General features: G+C 71.0%; 19 protein-coding genes. 11 read left to right on the top strand and 8 right to left on the bottom strand.

Annotation, left to right across the window (positions count from 1 at the left end; translation table 11 throughout):
• Positions 1 to 10: 10 nt before the first annotated feature.
• Positions 11 to 916, bottom strand: a complete 906-nt coding sequence (mshD, locus tag IEY82_RS13385; RefSeq protein WP_225263223.1) for a mycothiol synthase — start codon at positions 914 to 916, stop codon at positions 11 to 13.
• A 108-nt stretch (positions 917 to 1,024) separates the two neighbouring features.
• Between mshD and IEY82_RS13380 the strand changes: the two genes are divergently transcribed.
• On the top strand, positions 1,025 to 2,806 hold the full coding sequence (locus IEY82_RS13380) for a bifunctional metallophosphatase/5'-nucleotidase (RefSeq protein ID WP_189124406.1): 1,782 nt from the start codon (positions 1,025 to 1,027) through the stop codon (positions 2,804 to 2,806).
• Between the two features lie 99 nt (positions 2,807 to 2,905).
• Here IEY82_RS13380 and IEY82_RS13375 read toward each other — a convergent pair whose 3' ends face one another.
• The 3 genes from IEY82_RS13375 to IEY82_RS13365 form a co-directional block, all read right to left on the bottom strand.
• Entirely contained in the window at positions 2,906 to 3,277 is a 372-nt protein-coding gene (locus tag IEY82_RS13375) for a hypothetical protein (RefSeq protein ID WP_189124405.1), read from the bottom strand.
• Between the two features lie 82 nt (positions 3,278 to 3,359).
• Positions 3,360 to 6,812 (bottom strand): tetratricopeptide repeat protein, encoded by a 3,453-nt coding sequence (locus IEY82_RS13370; protein ID WP_189124404.1) that lies wholly within the window; start codon positions 6,810 to 6,812, stop codon positions 3,360 to 3,362.
• A gap of 113 nt (positions 6,813 to 6,925) precedes the next feature.
• Positions 6,926 to 7,618: a response regulator transcription factor gene (locus IEY82_RS13365; protein WP_189124403.1), complete on the bottom strand. Its 693-nt coding sequence runs from the start codon at positions 7,616 to 7,618 to the stop codon at positions 6,926 to 6,928.
• A 175-nt stretch (positions 7,619 to 7,793) separates the two neighbouring features.
• Here IEY82_RS13365 and IEY82_RS13360 point away from each other — a divergent pair, with 175 nt between their 5' ends.
• The 9 genes from IEY82_RS13360 (at position 7,794) to IEY82_RS13325 (ending at position 12,346) form a co-directional block, all read left to right on the top strand.
• Complete coding sequence (locus IEY82_RS13360) at positions 7,794 to 8,045, top strand: MoaD/ThiS family protein (protein ID WP_189124402.1); 252 nt, start codon at positions 7,794 to 7,796, stop codon at positions 8,043 to 8,045.
• 70 nt (positions 8,046 to 8,115) lie between these two features.
• Positions 8,116 to 8,781 (top strand): LmeA family phospholipid-binding protein, encoded by a 666-nt coding sequence (locus IEY82_RS13355; protein WP_189124401.1) that lies wholly within the window; start codon positions 8,116 to 8,118, stop codon positions 8,779 to 8,781.
• On the top strand, positions 8,774 to 9,331 hold the full coding sequence (locus tag IEY82_RS13350) for a sigma-70 family RNA polymerase sigma factor (RefSeq protein ID WP_443686090.1): 558 nt from the start codon (positions 8,774 to 8,776) through the stop codon (positions 9,329 to 9,331). The genes IEY82_RS13355 and IEY82_RS13350 overlap by 8 nt, the downstream gene beginning before the upstream one ends.
• On the top strand, positions 9,328 to 10,140 hold the full coding sequence (locus tag IEY82_RS13345; RefSeq protein ID WP_194518790.1) for an anti-sigma factor family protein: 813 nt from the start codon (positions 9,328 to 9,330) through the stop codon (positions 10,138 to 10,140). Before IEY82_RS13350 ends, IEY82_RS13345 begins: the two co-directional genes overlap by 4 nt.
• A 28-nt stretch (positions 10,141 to 10,168) precedes the next feature.
• Positions 10,169 to 10,618: a thioredoxin family protein gene (locus IEY82_RS13340; protein WP_189124398.1), complete on the top strand. Its 450-nt coding sequence runs from the start codon at positions 10,169 to 10,171 to the stop codon at positions 10,616 to 10,618.
• 32 nt (positions 10,619 to 10,650) lie between these two features.
• Positions 10,651 to 10,734, top strand: a complete 84-nt coding sequence (locus tag IEY82_RS40315) for a putative leader peptide (RefSeq protein WP_350668905.1) — start codon at positions 10,651 to 10,653, stop codon at positions 10,732 to 10,734.
• A gap of 81 nt (positions 10,735 to 10,815) precedes the next feature.
• Positions 10,816 to 11,208: a DUF4395 domain-containing protein gene (locus IEY82_RS13335; protein WP_443686089.1), complete on the top strand. Its 393-nt coding sequence runs from the start codon at positions 10,816 to 10,818 to the stop codon at positions 11,206 to 11,208.
• Positions 11,205 to 12,044, top strand: a complete 840-nt coding sequence (locus tag IEY82_RS13330; protein ID WP_189124396.1) for a sulfurtransferase — start codon at positions 11,205 to 11,207, stop codon at positions 12,042 to 12,044. Before IEY82_RS13335 ends, IEY82_RS13330 begins: the two co-directional genes overlap by 4 nt.
• Positions 12,044 to 12,346, top strand: a complete 303-nt coding sequence (locus IEY82_RS13325; RefSeq protein WP_189124395.1) for a DUF1416 domain-containing protein — start codon at positions 12,044 to 12,046, stop codon at positions 12,344 to 12,346. The genes IEY82_RS13330 and IEY82_RS13325 overlap by 1 nt, the downstream gene beginning before the upstream one ends.
• Positions 12,347 to 12,403: 57 nt before the next feature.
• Here the strand turns inward: IEY82_RS13325 and IEY82_RS13320 are convergent, their stop codons facing one another.
• A complete protein-coding gene (locus IEY82_RS13320) occupies positions 12,404 to 12,958 on the bottom strand; it encodes a helix-turn-helix domain-containing protein (protein ID WP_189124394.1) in 555 nt (184 codons plus the stop codon).
• A gap of 224 nt (positions 12,959 to 13,182) precedes the next feature.
• Between IEY82_RS13320 and IEY82_RS13315 the strand changes: the two genes are divergently transcribed.
• Positions 13,183 to 14,421: a hypothetical protein gene (locus IEY82_RS13315; protein ID WP_189124393.1), complete on the top strand. Its 1,239-nt coding sequence runs from the start codon at positions 13,183 to 13,185 to the stop codon at positions 14,419 to 14,421.
• Here the strand turns inward: IEY82_RS13315 and IEY82_RS13310 are convergent.
• From IEY82_RS13310 to IEY82_RS13300, 3 genes are read right to left on the bottom strand one after another with little or no spacing between them, the layout of a single operon-like run.
• A complete protein-coding gene (locus IEY82_RS13310) occupies positions 14,411 to 15,232 on the bottom strand; it encodes a hypothetical protein (protein ID WP_189124392.1) in 822 nt (273 codons plus the stop codon). The two genes, IEY82_RS13315 and IEY82_RS13310, sit on opposite strands and share 11 nt — an antisense overlap.
• Positions 15,233 to 15,239: 7 nt before the next feature.
• Positions 15,240 to 15,881 (bottom strand): hypothetical protein, encoded by a 642-nt coding sequence (locus IEY82_RS13305; RefSeq protein WP_189124391.1) that lies wholly within the window; start codon positions 15,879 to 15,881, stop codon positions 15,240 to 15,242.
• Entirely contained in the window at positions 15,878 to 16,540 is a 663-nt protein-coding gene (locus IEY82_RS13300) for a hypothetical protein (RefSeq protein WP_189124390.1), read from the bottom strand. The genes IEY82_RS13305 and IEY82_RS13300 overlap by 4 nt, the downstream gene beginning before the upstream one ends.
• Between the last annotated feature and the right edge of the window lie 90 nt (positions 16,541 to 16,630).

The raw sequence follows: 16,630 nt of genomic DNA, 5'->3' as shown, positions 1-16,630 counted from the left end.
GCGGCCTACTTCACGAAGCGGCGTACATCACGTCCACGTCCCACCGGTTGAACCCCAGTCCCTCGTACAACCTGATCGCCGCCGTGTTGGCCTCGTCCACGTAGAGCATCGCCTGGGCGAGGCCGCGCGAGCGCAGGTGGTGGAGCCCGGCCAGGGTGAGGGCCCTGCCGAGGCCGGTGCCCTGCTGGGAGGGGTCGACGCCCACGACGTACACCTCGCCGAGGGGCTCGTGGCCGTGCCCGGAGGACCCGTGGATCTTCGTCCAGTGGAATCCGACGAGCCGCTCGCCACGGCAGGCCAGGAAGAACCCGGCGGGGTCGAACCACGGCTCGCGCTCGCGCCGGAGCAGGTCGTCCCTGGTCCACGAGCCCTGCTCGGGGTGGTGAGCGAAGGCGGCGGCGTTGACCTTGAGCCACTCCTCCTCGTCCTGTCCGGGCACGAACGCGCGCAGCCGTACCCCGTCGGGCACGGCGTAGGGCGGCAGCGGCGCGAACAGCGAGCGGCGCATCTGCCACAGCGAACGCATCCGCTCGAACCCCATCGACGCGGCCAGCGTGCCGGCTCCGGCGTGGTCGCCGTGCGCCCACAGCCGCAGCCTGCCGCCGGTCAGTTCGAGTACGGCTTCCAGCAGTCGCCTGCCGTGTCCCGTGCGCCGGAAGTCCGGGTGGACGACCAGCTCGCCGCTCGGGCCCTCGACCTCGTCGGTGGGGTCGACGTGCGCGTAGCCCGCCAGGGCGGGGCCGTCGTACAGCAGGAGCGAGCGGGCGAGCGGGTCGCCGCCGTAACGCATGTGGAGCATCACGTGCTCGTTCAGCGGCCGTACGCCGTCGGTCTCCGTGGCCGCGTCAACGATGCGCTGGACCTCGGCGATTTCCTGGTCATCGAGCCGTTCTCTGATCTCCACGTGCGTTTCCACAGCTCGCACTCTAGGCGTACAACTGGCAAATAACGCCATGTAGGGGTGCCACGAATCGTTACCTTTGCGACATTGGCTGCTCAGCTTGTCGCCGTAACGTCTTGGGCCATGACGTCTCGTTCCCTCCTCCGGCTCGCGCTGGCCGGAGCCGTCGCCACAGGCTCGGTGCTGCTCGCCGCAGTGCCGGCGGACGCGGGTAAGGCTCCCAGGACGGTCCCCATCCGTCTGCTCGCCCTCAACGACTTCCACGGCAACCTGGAGCCGCCGGGCGGCTCCTCCGGCCGGATGGTCGACGAGAGCGGCGCCACGGTCGACGCGGGCGGTGCCGCCTTCGTCGCCACCCACATGAAGGCCCACGCCGACCAGAACACCATCGCCGTCGCCCAGGGCGACCTCATCGGCGCGACCCCGCTGGTCTCCGCCGCCTACCACGACGAGCCGTCGGTCGAGTTCATGGGCAAGATCGGGCTGAAGGTGGCCGCGGTCGGCAACCACGAGTTCGACGAGGGCTACGCGGAGCTGCGCCGGATCATGAAGGGCGGCTGCCACCCGGTCGACGGCTGCTCCCCGGCGGGGCAGTGGAAGGGTGCGGCGTTCGACTACGTGGGCGCGAACGTCCTGTTCAAGAACCCGAACGAGAAGACCGACGCGCTCGCGGCGCTCGGCGCTCAGGGCCAGGTCAAGAAGCTGATGGCCGACTGGGGCGTGCCCGCGCTGCCGCCGGTGAGCGTCAAGTGGATGAACGGCGTACCGATCGGCTTCATCGGCCTCGTGACGCAAACCACGCCGAACATCGTCACCGCGGAGGGCATCAAGGACCTCAAGTTCGTCGACGAGGTCAAGGCCGCGAACGTGGCGTCCAAGCTGCTCAAGCTGCTCGGCGTGAAGGCCCAGGTCGTCCTCGTGCACGAGGGCGACCAGGTGACGGCCGGCCAGTCGCCCGACGCGTGCAGCGCCGTCCCGGGCGCGGGCAACCGCATCGCCACGCAGGTCGACCCCGAGATCGACCTGGTGCTCAGCGGCCACTCGCACCAGGCGTACCTGTGTACCGTCAAGGACCCCGCCGGGCGGAACCGCCTCTACTCGCAGGGCGGCTCGTTCGGCCGCGTCATCACCCAGGTCGACCTCCAGGTGAACGTCAAGACGCGGGACGTCGACCGCTCGACGGTCGTGGCGGACAACCACGTCGTGACCCGCACGGTCACCCCGGATCCCGAAATTTCGGCGTTCGTGCAGACGTGGAAGGATCGCGTCGCGCCGGTGGCCAACAAGCCCGTCGGCACGATCTCCGCGGACCTCACCAACACGGCCGCCCCGAGCGGTGAGTCGCCCCTCGGCAACCTCATCGCCGACGGCCAGCTCGCCGCGACCAGGACCGGCGGCAACGCCCAGATCGCCCTGATGAACCCGGGCGGCGTCCGCAACTCGCTGAACTACGCCGGCTCCCCGGCCGGAGAGGGCGACGGGGTCGTCACCTACGGCGAGGCGTTCGCCGTCCAGCCCTTCAACAACCTCATGCAGGTGGTCACGCTGACCGGCGCCCAGCTGAAGACGGTGCTGGAGCAGCAGTTCACCGGAGGCCCCAACAACCAGGCGTTCACCAAGATCCTGCAGCCCTCGGCGAATCTGACCTACACCTACAGCAGGTCCGCCGCCTGGGGCGCCAAGGTCTCCGACATCACGATCGACGGCACGCCGGTGACCGACACCCAGTCGATCCGGGTCGCGGTCAACAACTTCCTGGTGGGCGGCGGGGACGCGTTCCTCGCCTTCACCGAGGGCACGGACGTGTGGAGCGGCCCGCTCGACATCGACGCCTTCGTCGAGCACCTCGGCAGAAACAACCCCATCGCCCCGCCCGCCACGAACCGCATCACCGTGGTGGACTGACCCGCTCGGCGAGGCCCGGTCCCCGCTGCGGGGACCGGGCCTCGCGCCGCGCGACGTCCCCCGGCCGGCCCCTCGGCGGCCGGAGGACGCGCGATCCCGTCACCCCAGGAACAAGGCGGTGACGAACTGCAGCAGGTGCCACGCCACGAACGCGCACAGCGAGCAGAACGCCCATTCCTTGGCCCGTGAGACGCGGGACACCCAGCGGAGCGCCTCCACCGAGTCCCCCCGCGGCCGGACCGTCCTGGCCAGGAAGTACGCCGACATCAGCCAGGCGACGGCCGAGGCCACCGCCAGCCCGAGCGAGAGGGCCAGCAGCGGCGGTGAGGAGGGCATGGCGTCGGCGGGGGAGAGCTGCCGGCCCCACAGGGCCAGCAGTCCGGCGAGCACGGAGAGCGTGATCCGCCGGTCCTTACGGGCCTGGCGCTTCAGCCAGCGCAGGTCTCGGCGCAGTTGGTTCTTGGTGAGCATCCGGATCACCTCCGACGGAGTAGCTGGGACACCAGCTAACGGGAGGAGCCGGGAGGGAATCTGCGACCTCGGGCCGCGAAATCTACGACATTTCGCGGAGTTCGGTGGCCGCCCGCTTCAGCTCGGCGAGGTCGCCCACCTCCTCCAGGATCCGCACCGCCTCGGTCAGGTGCTGCCTGGCCTGCGCGAAGTCGCCGAGGCGGCGGGCGATCAGGCCCAGGGCGCGCAGGGCGCAGCCCTGGTCCCGCCGCGTGCCGCAGGCCAGGTGCACGTCCCTGGCCTGGGTGGCATGGGTCAGCGCCTCCTCCGGCCGCCGCAGGTCGAGCAGGATCATGGCCAGCGTGGTCAGGGCGGCGGCCCAGCGGTCACGGGTGCCCGTCTTGTGCTGCAGCGCGGCCGTCGTCCTGGCGTACTCCAGCGCCTCCTCCGGCCGGCCCGCCGTGTGCAGGGCCTGCGCGATCGAGAGCAGCGCGCTCGCCTCGTTGTCGCGCATCTCCTTCCTGATCGCGAGCGACGCCCTGGCCGCGCGCAGCGCGTCCTTGTGCCGGTCGAGCGACAGGTACGTGTAGGCCAGCGTCTCCTGTACGTCCGCCTCGGCCCGGCGGTTGCCCATGCCCTGGACGATGTCGAGCGCCTCCAGCGCGTAGACGAAGGCCACCTGCGGGTCACCCTGACGGCGCCGGACCCGCGCCAGCCGGTTGAGCATCCGCGCCTCGACGGGCGGGTCCTGGATCACCCGGCTGATGGCCAGAGCCTGGTTCAGGTAGTCGGCGGCGCGCAGGTAGTCGGCCAGCCGCCAGTGCACCAGCCCGATGTCGCCGAGGGTCTCGGCCTTGCCCTGCTCGTGATGGAGCTCCCGCTGCACGTCCAGCGCCAGCTCGTAGTGGTCGAGCGCCTCGTCGTAGCGGGAGCCGTTGCGCGCGATCCGGCCCAGCGTGCACAGGGCTCGGCCGCATCCGTGCTGGTCGCCGGTCGCCGTGTAGCCGGCGAGGGCTCGTTCGGCGTCGCGCTGCGCGTCGTGCGGCAGCCGGAGCGTGTCGTAGATCTCGGCCAGGCACAGGAGGGTCTCGGCCTCGGCGTGCTCGTCGCCGAGCTCGTGGCAGATCGACAGCGCCTCCAGGCCCTCGGCCAGGGCGGCTTTCGGCGCGCCGAGGTGGTGGCGCACCCTGGCCAGGATGATCAGGCTCTGCGCGGTGCCTCTGCGGTCGCCCAGCCGCTCGCGTACGTCCAGGGCCTGACCGGCGTGGTGCAGGGCGAGTTCGTGGCGTTCCTGCGACAGGTGCAGGCACGCCAGGGTGTGCAGGCAGTCGGCGACCCCGGTCAGGTCGCCGATCTCGCGGTACAGCTCCAGGGCCTCGCCCGCGCACTTCAGCGCGTCGTCGTTGTGGCCCGCGATGCCGTGCACCTCGGCCAGCTCGTTGAGCGCGCGGGCACGCCCCTCCCGGTCGTCCAGCTCGGTGAAGTCCGCCAGCGCCTCGCCGATGTAGCGGGCGGCCTGCGTGGACGGGCCGATGTCGTGGTGGATGGAGCCGAGATGGCTGCGCATCCTGGCGATCGCCCGGCGGTTGCCGATCCGCGCGGCCGAGGTCAGACCGGCCTGCTGGATCTCCAGGTTGTTCTCGTAGTAGCGCAGCCGTTTGAACGGCTCGAACACGGCCGCCGCGAGCTGCCAGGCGATGCCGTGCGCGTCGGTCTCCTCCGCGAGCCGGACCGCCGAGACCAGCGAGCGCCGCTCGGCCTCGAACCACTCGCGCGCCGTGGCCGGATCCGTGGCCACGGCCAGATAGTGGTCGAGCAGCCGCACCCTGGCCTCCCGCACCCCGGCCTCGGCGTGCCGGCCCAGCTCCCTGGCCAGCCCCTTCACCAGGTCGTGCACGCGGTAGCGCGGCCCGGGCATCGGCTCGACCAGGTACGCCCGGTGCAGCCCCTCCACGGCGATCACGGCCTCGCTCACCGAGCAGCCGAGCGCGGCGGCCAGCACCTCGGGCGTGAAGTCCCGGCCGGGCAGCAGGCCGACATGCCGGAAGGCTCGCCGCTGCGGCGGGCTGAGCGACTCGTAAGCCAGGTCGAGGGCGGACCGGAAGGCCTCCTCGGGATCGCCGGAGAACGGCGGGCGCCGGTCGGGCCGGCGCAGCTCCCGCACCCGGGAGGCGACGCTGAGCTCGGGGTTCTCGCTCAGCTTGGCTGCCGAGATCCGCAACGCGAACGGATGGTAGGAGCAGACCCGGGCCAGCTCGGCCAGCGCGTCGCGATCGGCGGCCCGGGGCGAGTCGGCGCCGAGCACGGACACCAGCAGCGCGACGGCGTTGCCCGGGTCCAGCACCGGCAGGTCCATCAGGTCGGCGTGCCCGGTGGCCCGCAGCGGCGCCATCCTGGTCCGGCTCGTCACCAGCACCACGCAGTCCTTGCTGCCCGGCAGCAACGCCCGCACCTGGGCCGGATCGGCGGCGTTGTCCAGGATGAGCAGCAGCCGCCGCCCGGCCAGCCTGCTGCGGTAGAGCAGCATCAGCTCGGCCTCGTCGGAGGCGGGCATGTGCTCACGGACGCCGAGCGAGCGGAGGATCTGCCCGAGCGCCTCGGCCGGGGTCATCGGCGGCTGGCTGGGCGACTGGCCGCGCAGGTCGATCACGATCTGCCCGTCGGGGAACCGCTCCTCGTGCAGGTGTCCCCAGTACGTCGCCAGCGTGGTCTTGCCCACTCCCGGCAGCCCCTGGACGACCATCGTGTTGGTCCGGTTGGGCCGCTCCAGCCAGGAGGTGAGCAGGTCGAGGCTGAGCTGCCGCCCGGTGAAGTCGGGCACGGCGGCGGGCAACTGGGCGGGCCTCGGCACCTCGCGCACGGGCAGCGGCTCGGCCTGCGCGCCCGGCCGGGTCAGGAACGGCGTGACCTGGCCCTCCCACGGGGCGGAGAGGTGCTCCCAGCCGCCCGCGACGGTGCGCAGGGCGGCGGCGTCCACGATCCGAACCCGCCGGTAACCGGGGCGTTCCAGCCAGCCTCGCCGTACCCACTGGGCGACCTGCCGCTGCACCACGTCGGGCGCGCTGCCGACCAGGTCGGCCAGGGTCTCCACGGACAGCGGCGGCGCCGCGTCCGAGGCCAGCCCGTAGCGTCCGTCCAGGTGCAGCAGCCACACGGCCAGCCGGGCCGCCACGGGCGCCCGCGCGAGCGCCTCGTGCCGGCGGGCCGCCAGGTTGCGGGCGAACAGGTCCTGTACGAGGGCGGTGGCCACCGCCGGGTTGGCCGAGGCGTGCTCGCGCAGCGCCCGGATGTCGATCGGCCACGCCCGCACCTCGGTCAGCGCGTCGACCCGCACCCGCTCGCCCGCGCTCCAGAAGGCCAGCTCGCCCACGAGATCGCCGCCGGCGCGCAAATCGTGAATGGTCTCGCGTTCGCCCGGCGGTGTGTATTCGCGGGCATAGCCGTGGTCGATCAGGTAAACGCGGTTGGCCGGCCGTAACGGTGAACAAATGCAGTCATTACGTCGATACACGCGGGGCCGGGCGGATTCGTCGACCAGCGCTCTGAACAAGCTCACGGAAACACCACCAATCCGGGGGGACGGCGGTGTCCACAGCATGACGGTCAGGGGCGGCGAAGCGCCGATCATGTCACATCAGTGCACCCTGGACTGGGCACCCTGTCAACGGGCTACACGTGAGCGGGGTCCGCGCGGTCGGGGACGAAGCGGTAGCCGACATTGCGGACGGTGCCGATGAGCGACTCGTACTCGGTGCCGAGCTTGGCGCGCAGCCGCCGCACGTGCACGTCGACCGTGCGGGTGCCGCCGAAGTAGTCGTAGCCCCAGACCTCCTGCAGCAGCTGGGCGCGGGTGAACACGCGCCCCGGGTGCTGGGCGAGATACTTCAGCAGCTCGAACTCCTTGAACGTCAGGTCGAGCACCCGGCCGCGCAGCCGGGCCGTGTAGGTGGCCTCGTCGATCGACAGGTCGCCGCTGCGGATCTCGTCGGGCACGTCCTCGCCGCCGGCCTGCGAGATGCGGCCGGTCGCCATGCGCAGCCGCGCCTCGACCTCGGCCGGCCCCGCGGTTTCGAGGAGAACGTCGTCGGCGCCCCATTCGGCGGTCATCGCGGCCAGGCCGCCCTCGGTCACGATCACCAGCAGGGGGCAGTCGATGCCGGTCGTGCGGATCAGCCGGCACAGGCTCTTGGCCTGTACGAGCTCCTTGCGGGCGTCGACGAGCACGGCGTCGGCAGGTGGCGCGTCGATGAGCGCCGAGGCCTCCGCGGGCGCGACGCGGACCGAATGGAGCAGCAGGCCCAACGCCGGCAACACCTCGGCGGACGGCTCGAGGGCGTTGGTCAGCAGGAGCAGGTTGCTCATTACGGCCTCCTCAAACACGACGGGACCCGGGGGCTACGTCGCCCAGGTCCCGTAGGCGAGGATATCCCACGGGAAGAATGCGTCCATTACGGGTCCACCTGGTGAACAGCGATTCTCCTGAAACACTGACGTTCACGATGTCGCACAATGAAGCGGACTCGATTGTGAGGTTCCCATGGCTAGGGGAAAAGTTAGGTATTGGGCCGCGGCGAAGGAGGCCGCGGGGTTGGCCGAGGAGCCGTTCGAGGCGGCGACACTGGGCGAACTCATGACGAAAATCACACAGGATCGCAGCGATTTGGCCCGGGTCATGAGCCGATCCTCGTTCCTGGTCGACGGCTCCCCGGTGGGCAGACGCGCCCACGACGAGGTGCGACTTCACGACGGCGCGACGGTCGAGGTGCTGCCGCCCTTCGCCGGTGGGTGATCAAGCGGGCTGGTGGGGCAGATGCCATGCATCGATAAGCTCATGACCCCCGCTTGAGACAGGGAGCCCGATGCGCAAACTGGCTGTGTTCCTGATCGTGCTGGCCCTGATCGTCGTCGTCCTCGACCGGGTGGCCGTCGCCGGCGTGGAGCGAGACCTGTCCAACCGGATCGCCGCCGCCGCCGACCTCAGCCGCACCCCGACCGTGACGATCGAGGGCATCCCATTTCTCACGCAGGCCCTCTCCGGCCGCTATCCCGAGGTACGGTTCGATCTCGGCACGCTCACCTACGGCGGCGTGCCGGTGAAGAACCTGCGAGGTGCCGCCTACGACGTGACCGCTCCCCTGGCTGATGTCATCCAGAACACCGCCGACATCAGGGCCGAGCGGCTGACCGTCATCGGCACCCTGACCAGGGAGACGATCGACAAGTACGCGCCGCGCGGCGTCAAGATCTCGGGGAACGGCCGGCGGCTCGTCGCGTCCGGCGAGGTGAGGGTTGGCGTGAACCAGGTGAAGTTCGACGCGGAGATGCGGGTCGACGTGGCCGACGGCGGCATCCGGCTGCAGGCGGAGAAGATCCAGGGCGTGCCCGACGCGCTGGCCAAGTTCGTCAGCTACACGATCCCCTTCCAGGGCAAGCTGCCCTTCGACGTCAAGGTGACCGGGGTGAAGAGCGTGGCCGACGGATTGGAGTTCTCGGCCGAAGCGACAGACGTGCCGCTTCGTGGATGAGGCTGAACCGGTCGGCCCCGCCGTACGTGAAGAGGGCGTGAGTCCAGCTGGCACCGCCGACGAAGAGCTCGTGCGGACCCTTTTCGACGATCACGCCGGGCCACTCTACGGGTACGTACTGCGACTTACCGGTGATTCCGGACGTGCGGAGGATGTGGTGCAGGAGACGCTGCTGCGGGCGTGGCGGCATCCCGACGCGCTCACCGGGCGGCCGATCCGCGCCTGGCTGTTCACCGTCGCCCGCAACCTCGTCGTCGACCAGCACCGCGCCCGCAAGTCGCGGCCGCCGGAGACGGGAGACGAGGCGCTGGCGGTCGTTCCCGCCGACGACGAGCTGGAGCGGGCGGTCGAGTCGTGGGCCGTGGCCGAGGCGCTGGCCGTGCTGCGGCCCGAGCACCGCGACGTGCTGCTGGAGGTCTACTACCGGGGGAGATCGGTGAAGGAGGCGTCGGCGACGCTGGGCATCCCGCCGGGCACGGTCAAGTCACGCACCTACTACGCCTTGCGGGCGCTCAAGCTCGCCCTGGAGGAGCGGGGGCTGGCGCCGTGACGTGCGAGGAGGTGCGACTCTCGCTCGGCGCCCACGCGTTGGGCGCGCTCGACCAGGAGGAGGCGCTGCAGGTCGACCTGCACCTGGCGACCTGCGAGGAGTGCGGCGCGGAGCTGCTCGACCTCGAAGGGGTCTCGGCGTTCCTCGGCAAGGTCTCCGAGCGTGACGTGGAGCTGGTGGCCAGCCCCCCTCGGCAGGTGCTCGACCGGCTGCTGAACGCGCGGGCCAAGCGCCACCGCAGGGGCCGCGTGCTGATGGCCGCCGCCGCCTCCGTGGCGGTGCTGGCCGTCGGCGGCACCGTCTGGACGGTCTCCGCGCAGCGCCCGGACGTGGGCACCACCGCCGCCGCGCCCGAGAGGTCCGTTTCCGAGACGCCGGCCGACACGGCCGGCTCAGCGGACGCCTCCGACACGGCCGTCCAGGCCGAGACCAGGATCCTCGCCGAGCCGACCCCCAGCACCCTGCTCAAGTCGGCTCCGCCCGAGGACGCCGGCGGCCGCGAGTTCCCCGGCGCGAACGAGGCCAGGGGCTACTACGCCCACGTGACCGCGATCCCCGGTGAGAGCGGCACCCAGCTCGCGGTGCGGGTCACCGGGGTGCCCGAAGGCACGACGTGCCGGCTGCTCGTCATCGGCAGGAACGGCGAGCGCGACTACACCGACGCCTGGACGGTCGACCGCGACACCTACCGGAACAAGACCGTCTTCCCGCGCCACACCCGCATTCCGATGACCGACATCGCCAGGTTCGACCTGCTCGACCCGTCGGACAAGGTGCTGGTGCGGGTCAAGGCGCCCGCGCGGAAGTAATCCGGGCCGCCCGTGGTTGCACCCTCCGATGACTGGTGTGTGGGTGGTTCTGGCGACGCTGGCGCTCGGCCTGGCGATCGGGGTGGTGAGGATGCTCCGTGACGGACGCGTGCGCGACCGGCCCGGCGACCGGCTGACCGAGGCGTCTCTCGGGGCGCCGCTGGGGGAGCGGGCGACGCTGCTCCAGTTCTCCACGGCGTTCTGCCAGCCGTGCCGGGCGACGCGGCGGATCCTGGCCGACGTCAGCGCCGTGGTGCCCGGGGTGACGCATGTCGAGATCGACGCGGAGTCGCGGCTGGATCTCGTCCGTGAGCTCGACATCATGCGCACGCCCACGGTCCTCGTCCTGGACGGCGACGGAAACATCGTGAAGAGGGCGTCGGGACAGCCGCGCAAGCAGGACGTCCTCGCCGCGCTCGCCGGAGCGGTGCCTGACCCGGCTTCTCATGCTCCGTCTCACGAATCGGACGAGAAGTGACAGATGTCGAGACGCCTAGTAGTGTCGGGCCCATGAACCCATCGACAGAGCTGCTGACGAAGCGGCGCGCGGTTGATTTCTGCCGCGTGGCCACCGCGCTCTGTCGTGCTGCCTGAGGACGGTCTCGCGCGGATTTCCGATCCGCCCCACATCCGACCCTTCAGGAGCATCCCACGATGCGTGCCGATCCTAGAGCGTTGCGCTTCGGCGCGGCCATCACCGCACTGGTCCTCGCCCTCGTCCTGGTGACGGGGAGCGCCTGGCTGCTGGCCGCCCAGGCAGTGGTGTTCGCGTGCGGCGCCCTCGGGCGTCAGCCGTACGGGATGCTCTTCAAGGCGCTGGTCAAGAGCGCCCCGGAGGAGACCGAGGACGCCCGGCCGCCGCGTTTCGCGCAGGTCGTCGGGCTTGTCTTCGCGGTCGTGGGCCTGGTCGGATTCCTCGCCGAGATCACCCCGCTCGCCCTCGTGGCGACGGCGGCGGCCCTCCTCGCCGCCTTCCTCAACGCAGCCTTCGGATTCTGCCTTGGCTGCGAGATGTATCTGCTTGTTCGACGTCTACTGCCCGCCGCCAAAATGGAGGTTTCGAAATGAGCCGTTCCGCCGCCCTGGTGGACGCTGACTGGGTCGAGGCCAACCTCGACACGCCCAACGTCGTTCTCGTCGAGGTCGACGAGGACACCAGTGCCTATGACAAGGGGCACATCCGTGGCGCCGTGAAGATCGACTGGAAGCAGGATCTGCAGGATCCTGTGCGCCGCGACTTCGTGGACAAGACCGGTTTCGAGACGCTGCTCTCCGAGCGCGGCATCTCCAACGACGACACCGTGGTGCTCTACGGCGGCAACAACAACTGGTTCGCCGCCTACGCCTACTGGTACTTCAAGCTGTACGGCCACGGCGACGTCAAGCTGCTCGACGGTGGGCGCAAGAAGTGGGAGCTCGACTCGCGCGAGCTGGTCAAGGAGGTCCCCGAGCGGGCCAAGACCCAATACACCGCCCAGGACCAGGACACCTCCATCCGCGCCTTCCGCGACGACGTGCTCGCCTCGATCGGCAAGCTCAACCTGGTCGACGTGCGCTCGCCCGACGAGTTCACCGGCAAGCTGCTCGCTCCGGCCCACCTGCCGCAGGAGGCGGCCCAGCGCGGTGGCCACGTGCCCACGGCCCGCAACATCCCGTGGTCCAAGGCGGCCAACGACGACGGCACCTTCAAGAGCGACGAGGAGCTGAGCGCCCTCTACGGCGAGGCCGGTGTCGACTTCGGCAAGGACACCATCGCCTACTGCCGCATCGGTGAGCGTTCCGCGCACACCTGGTTCGTCCTGCACGAGCTGCTCGGCCAGGCCAACGTGAAGAACTATGACGGTTCGTGGACCGAGTACGGCTCGCTCGTGGGCGTGCCCGTCGAGTTGGGGGAGGCCCGCTGATGACCACCGCGCCAGGGTGCGGAGCACCCGAACAGACGGTCGCGCTGCCGACCGGCATCGACCTGGCCGGTCAGGCCGTGATCCAGGGTGTGGTCACGGGCGCCGGCACCGCCTACGCGCGGCTGCTCGACCGCTCCGGTGAGTTCACCGGTGAGGTCGTGGTGTCCGACGAGGGCGTCTTCCGCTTCTTCGCCGCGCCCGGTGACTGGACCGTCCGCATCATCGCGGGCGGCGGGTTCACCAGGGACGTCCAGGTCGAGGCCAAGCTGGGCGAGGTGTCCCAGCTGGCGGTGGCCGTCTGACCACTGCTCGTCCGAGGGGGCCCGCGCCGGCAACGGCGCGGGCCTCTTCCGTGTCCGCTACCGGCCTTGCCGCGCCGGGTGGCGCATCAGCAGCGTGGCCCGCACCTCTTCGAGGCCGATCGCCCGATAGCCGTGGGGCACGTCCGACCGCCACGCGATGTGGTGCCCCGGCCCGGCCGTGAGGGGCGCCTCCAGCGGCCCGGCGATCAGCGTGCCGCTGAAGACCGTGAGGTGCTCGCTCACCCCCTCGCGGTGCGCCCGCGACGTCTGCGTGGTGCCGGGCGGCACCCGGAGCCGATAGAGCTCGAAGGTCGCCCCCTCCTCCTCGAACACCTCCAGCAGCGCCGCCTCGATCACGGCGCCGCGCACCAGCCTCGGCTCGGGCGGCGTGTCCAGGATCGCGCCGATGGGCACGCCGAGCTGGGCGGTGATGGCCCAGAGCGCCTCCAGCGTGATGTCGCGGGTGCCGGTCTCGACGCCGGACAGCGTCGCCTCGCCGATGCCCGCCCGCCTGGCGAGCTCCGACAGCGACACCCCCCGCGCGTGGCGCAGCCGCCGCAGCCGCTCCCCGACCAGGCGAGGGTCGGGGTCGAGCGCGGACAGAGGTTCCATGCCGCCATGGTCCCGCAGGGTTCGCGCCGATGCGCCGGAGGTCCCGGAGATGTGACGGTAGGGATTCCTGACCCTCGTCGGGGCTCCGCCTGCCGCCGTTCGTGGTGGCCGCGGGTTGCCGGTCCGGGCTGCGACAGAAGAGGCAGACCGCTACGATTCGGCAAATGTCAGGTTCGTCAGGAGTGGCGGCACCGCCCCGACCGGCGCCCTATCCGGCTCAGAGGATGCCTTCGCCGTTCTCGCTGCCCGCGCACACCCTGCGCCTGCTGGGGAAATGCGCGTTGCCGCTGATCCTGTGGTTCTCCGCCGGCCAGCTGGTGCGCTTCGTGTTGCTGTACGGCGCGACGGAGGTCGCGTACGGAGACTTCCGCCAGGTCCGCCTCGTGGTCACGATGACGCTCCTCACGCTCGTCGTCCTGGCGGCGATGACGGTCGTCACCGGCATGCTGCATAGCCTGCGCGGCGCGCTGTGGGAGATGCGCGCCCGTGCCGCCGACGGCGTGCGCGACGAGCGCTTCTTCCGGGCCCTGGACCGGGTCGCCCCCACCTTCGCCGCGCTCTACCTGGCCTGGGGCTTCCACGTGGAGGACGCCCGCGATTTCCAGCAGATGGACCTGCTCCACCACTTCCACGACCTGACCGACGCCGCCTGGTTCGGCGAGGAGACGCAGGTCGGCGGCAGTCTGATCGATCTCGACTGGCGGGTGTCCCTGGGCGCGATGGTCGTCGCCTTCGGGTTGAAGACGCTGTTCGCGAAGCTGGTGGAGAAGGGCAGGAGCGGGTTCCACGGCTTCGCGGCGGCCTTCTCCGAGTTCGCCTTCGTCTTCTACGGGCTGAACGCCACGGTCGCCATCGCCGACGCCCGTTCGGAGTGGATGGAGAGCCGCGCCGTCGTGACCGGCGCCGAAGAGGTCCTGGCGCAGGCCAAGGAGACCGTCCCCGGCTGGAAGGACGTCGGTGGCGCCATGAGCGAGATCTGGCCGCTGTTCGTCGACGCCGTGGTGATCCCGCTGGCCTGGCTCACCGTGGCGCTGCTGGTCTTCGGCGCCTTCGCCGACGACACCCGCACCCTGGTCAAGGGCACCCGGTTCGAGCGCGGGGTGGATCGCCTGGAGCAGAGCCACGACCTGACCCAGAAGTCGATCGACCGGGTGACCGGCGGTTTCCGGGACCGCTGGGTGCCGCTGGCCAACGCCTTCCGGCTGATCGTCAGGGGCGGCGCGCCCCTGTTCGGCATGATGTGCCTGTGTTACGTGGCCATCGCGGTGGGCGCGCGGTACGCCGATCGGGCGGTCCGGACGCTCATCGGCTCGCAGGTCGACTGGGCCTGGTTCCATCTCGGGCCGCCGATCGACTTCGTCCGCGACCTGCTGGTCACCGTGATCACCATGGCCCTGCTCGCGGCCACGTTCGACCTCGCGGCCACCCGGGCCAGGCTGCGCGGCCAGTCGTTCACCGTCTGAACCTCAGCACCTCGGTGTTCGGCTCCAGCGCCGCCACGGTGTCGCGCTTGAAGAGGTCCTCGGTCGGCGTGTCCGAGCGGTAGGTGCTCGGCCTGAAGGAGAGCTCGACCTCGTCCGCGAGCCGCGCGGGCACGATGGCCACCCCTTCCAGCACGTACTCCTTGCCCACGTCCAGCCGATCCGTCGGCCGGTCCGCGTCCAGCAGCTCCACGGTCCAGGCGCGTCCGGCGCGGTCCTGGAGCTGGATCTCGCCGGGCTCCGCGGTCATGGTCGCGCTGCCCTGGTCGACGACCTTCTCCCTGATGTCGATCTTCAGCCAGGCGACGTCGGCGCCGTGCCTGTTGTCGGCCGGCGGTTGCGTGGGCGCCACCGTGGCCTGCCACTCGATGCCGTGCGCCGTCCCGGCCTGCCCCGGGGCGACGGAGATCAGCCGGGTCTCGTCGGTGGCGACCTTCTCGTAGAAGAGGTAGCCGTCGTACGTGCGGACGGCGCCGGCGGCGCCCGCGAGCAGCACCGCCGCCACGGCGACCAGGAGCGTCCGGCCCCGGCGGCGCGCGGGGGGCGGCGCGGCCGGCTCGGCGGAAACAGGCGCGGCCGGCTCGGACGAGACAGGCGGGGGAGGCTCGGTGTCCAGCACCTTCGGAAGCGGCTGGGTGGAGCCGCCGGGCGTCTCCCGCGCCAGGGGCGGCCAGACCTGCTGGTCGGGGCGGGGAGCGTGGGAACGGGAAGGGGGCGGGGTGAGTGGGGGCCAGGCGCCGTCGCGCCGCCGGTCTTTCCTGGGTGAGAACCAGTCGCCGTCGTTCGCGCTCATGTCCCGCTCACTTCTTGACGATCGGGTAGACGTCCTGAGGCTGGGCGGCGAGCTTGCGCGCGCCCTCCTCGTCCAGCCCGAGATCGACCTCGACCTCGGGCTGGTACGGCTCGACCAGCGCGGACGGAGGCAGGCCGAACACGATCCGGGCGCCTGGGAGCACCGAGGCCGGCACCTCGAAGAAGAACGCGCCGGTGACCCAGATGTCCGGCTGCACCCAGGCGGCGGCCAGCGTCGAGCCGGAGTCCACCCGGTCCGTGGCGGCGAACCTGCGCTCGTCGCCGGTCAGCAGCACGGGCTGGCCCAGGTGGTAGGGCTTGAGGCTGGACTTCGCCGAGGCGTTGACGATGAGGAACAGGTTGTCGGTCGTGACGGTCTTGGAGCTGCTCCGGATGGCCTTGGCCACGGCGAACGAGTTGAGCCGGACGGTGAAACGACCGGCGTCGACGTTCGCGCCCTTGTCTCCGGTGTACGTCAGCGGGGCCGTGTAGTCGTTCTCCGACAGGTGCAGCCCCTGCAGGCCGACCGCGCCCGCCACGAGCAGCAGGCCGATCGCGCCGTTGAGCAGCCGCGACCCGCCACTCCCGCGCCCCGGCCTCCTGCCCCGCCGGGCGGGCGCCGCGGGTGGTCGCTGCTCGGTGGCGGTCATGCGCCCGCGCCTTCCCGGACGGGCATCGTCACCCGGGCCCTGATCTCGGGGACGAGCCTGTCGCCGACCTCCTGGGAGATCATCGACCACTTCTCGGTGGGATCCTGGAAGCCCGCCCCGTACTCGAACGCCGCCACGTCGAGGGTCACCTTTTCGGGCGGTCGCTCGGTGTCCTTGAGCTCGTACCGGACGATGACCTTGGTGGTGACCCCGGGATGCAGCTGGCGGGTCTCGTCCTGGTCCTTGCTCAGGGCGAACACGAACGGTCCGGCGTCCTCGGGGAAGGCAGGAGCGATCTTGACGAGCGAGCCGGCGAAGAACGAGCTCGTCGCGGCGCCCTCCGGTTCGCTGGGTGGCAGGCCGACCGGGGTCGTCTCGTCGCCGAGGTTGGTGACGTCGAAGACCAGCTCCAGAAACCTCTTGTCCTCCGCGAACGTCGACTCGGCCGGCTCCACCCGCACCCGCGACTCGACGAAACGGGTCGAGTAGCGGCCCTGGTCGAGCACCGCGCCCGAGGTGAGCTGAGGCGGGGCCTCGGGGGCCTCTTCGAGACCGCCCAGCAGAGCGGTGATCCCGATGACCGTGACGGCCACGAGGGCCAGCGCGGGCACCACCACCGGCCGTCTGGGCCTGTCGTGGCCGCCGGAGGGTTCCGTCATGGACAAGGATGGTAATAGGTCACGGTTGCCCCATCCGTCGCAATCCTTCCAACAGGCTGGCTGAATTGCCGAGAACCCTGCCGCTGCAGG

Origin of the sequence: Nonomuraea cavernae, from assembly GCF_014646355.1 — a bacterium.
Taxonomy (GTDB): Bacteria; Actinomycetota; Actinomycetes; order Streptosporangiales; family Streptosporangiaceae; genus Nonomuraea; species Nonomuraea cavernae.
The sequence above is the reverse complement of the archived record's forward strand: the minus strand, read 5'-3'. Positions and strand labels throughout refer to the sequence as shown.

Excerpts from the sequence above, each read along its gene's own strand:
- IEY82_RS13380 (WP_189124406.1), top strand. The coding sequence starts at position 1,025 with ATGACGTCTCGTTCCCTCCTCCGGCTCGCGCTGGCCGGAGCCGTCGCC.
- IEY82_RS13375 (WP_189124405.1), bottom strand. The coding sequence starts at position 3,277 with ATGCTCACCAAGAACCAACTGCGCCGAGACCTGCGCTGGCTGAAGCGC.
- IEY82_RS13365 (WP_189124403.1), bottom strand. The coding sequence starts at position 7,618 with ATGAGCAACCTGCTCCTGCTGACCAACGCCCTCGAGCCGTCCGCCGAG.
- IEY82_RS13360 (WP_189124402.1), top strand. The coding sequence starts at position 7,794 with ATGGCTAGGGGAAAAGTTAGGTATTGGGCCGCGGCGAAGGAGGCCGCG.
- IEY82_RS13355 (WP_189124401.1), top strand. The coding sequence starts at position 8,116 with ATGCGCAAACTGGCTGTGTTCCTGATCGTGCTGGCCCTGATCGTCGTC.
- IEY82_RS13340 (WP_189124398.1), top strand. The coding sequence starts at position 10,169 with ATGACTGGTGTGTGGGTGGTTCTGGCGACGCTGGCGCTCGGCCTGGCG.
- IEY82_RS40315 (WP_350668905.1), top strand. The coding sequence starts at position 10,651 with ATGAACCCATCGACAGAGCTGCTGACGAAGCGGCGCGCGGTTGATTTC.
- IEY82_RS13330 (WP_189124396.1), top strand. The coding sequence starts at position 11,205 with ATGAGCCGTTCCGCCGCCCTGGTGGACGCTGACTGGGTCGAGGCCAAC.
- IEY82_RS13325 (WP_189124395.1), top strand. The coding sequence starts at position 12,044 with ATGACCACCGCGCCAGGGTGCGGAGCACCCGAACAGACGGTCGCGCTG.
- IEY82_RS13320 (WP_189124394.1), bottom strand. The coding sequence starts at position 12,958 with ATGGAACCTCTGTCCGCGCTCGACCCCGACCCTCGCCTGGTCGGGGAG.
- IEY82_RS13315 (WP_189124393.1), top strand. The coding sequence starts at position 13,183 with ATGCCTTCGCCGTTCTCGCTGCCCGCGCACACCCTGCGCCTGCTGGGG.
- IEY82_RS13310 (WP_189124392.1), bottom strand. The coding sequence starts at position 15,232 with ATGAGCGCGAACGACGGCGACTGGTTCTCACCCAGGAAAGACCGGCGG.
- IEY82_RS13305 (WP_189124391.1), bottom strand. The coding sequence starts at position 15,881 with ATGACCGCCACCGAGCAGCGACCACCCGCGGCGCCCGCCCGGCGGGGC.
- IEY82_RS13300 (WP_189124390.1), bottom strand. The coding sequence starts at position 16,540 with ATGACGGAACCCTCCGGCGGCCACGACAGGCCCAGACGGCCGGTGGTG.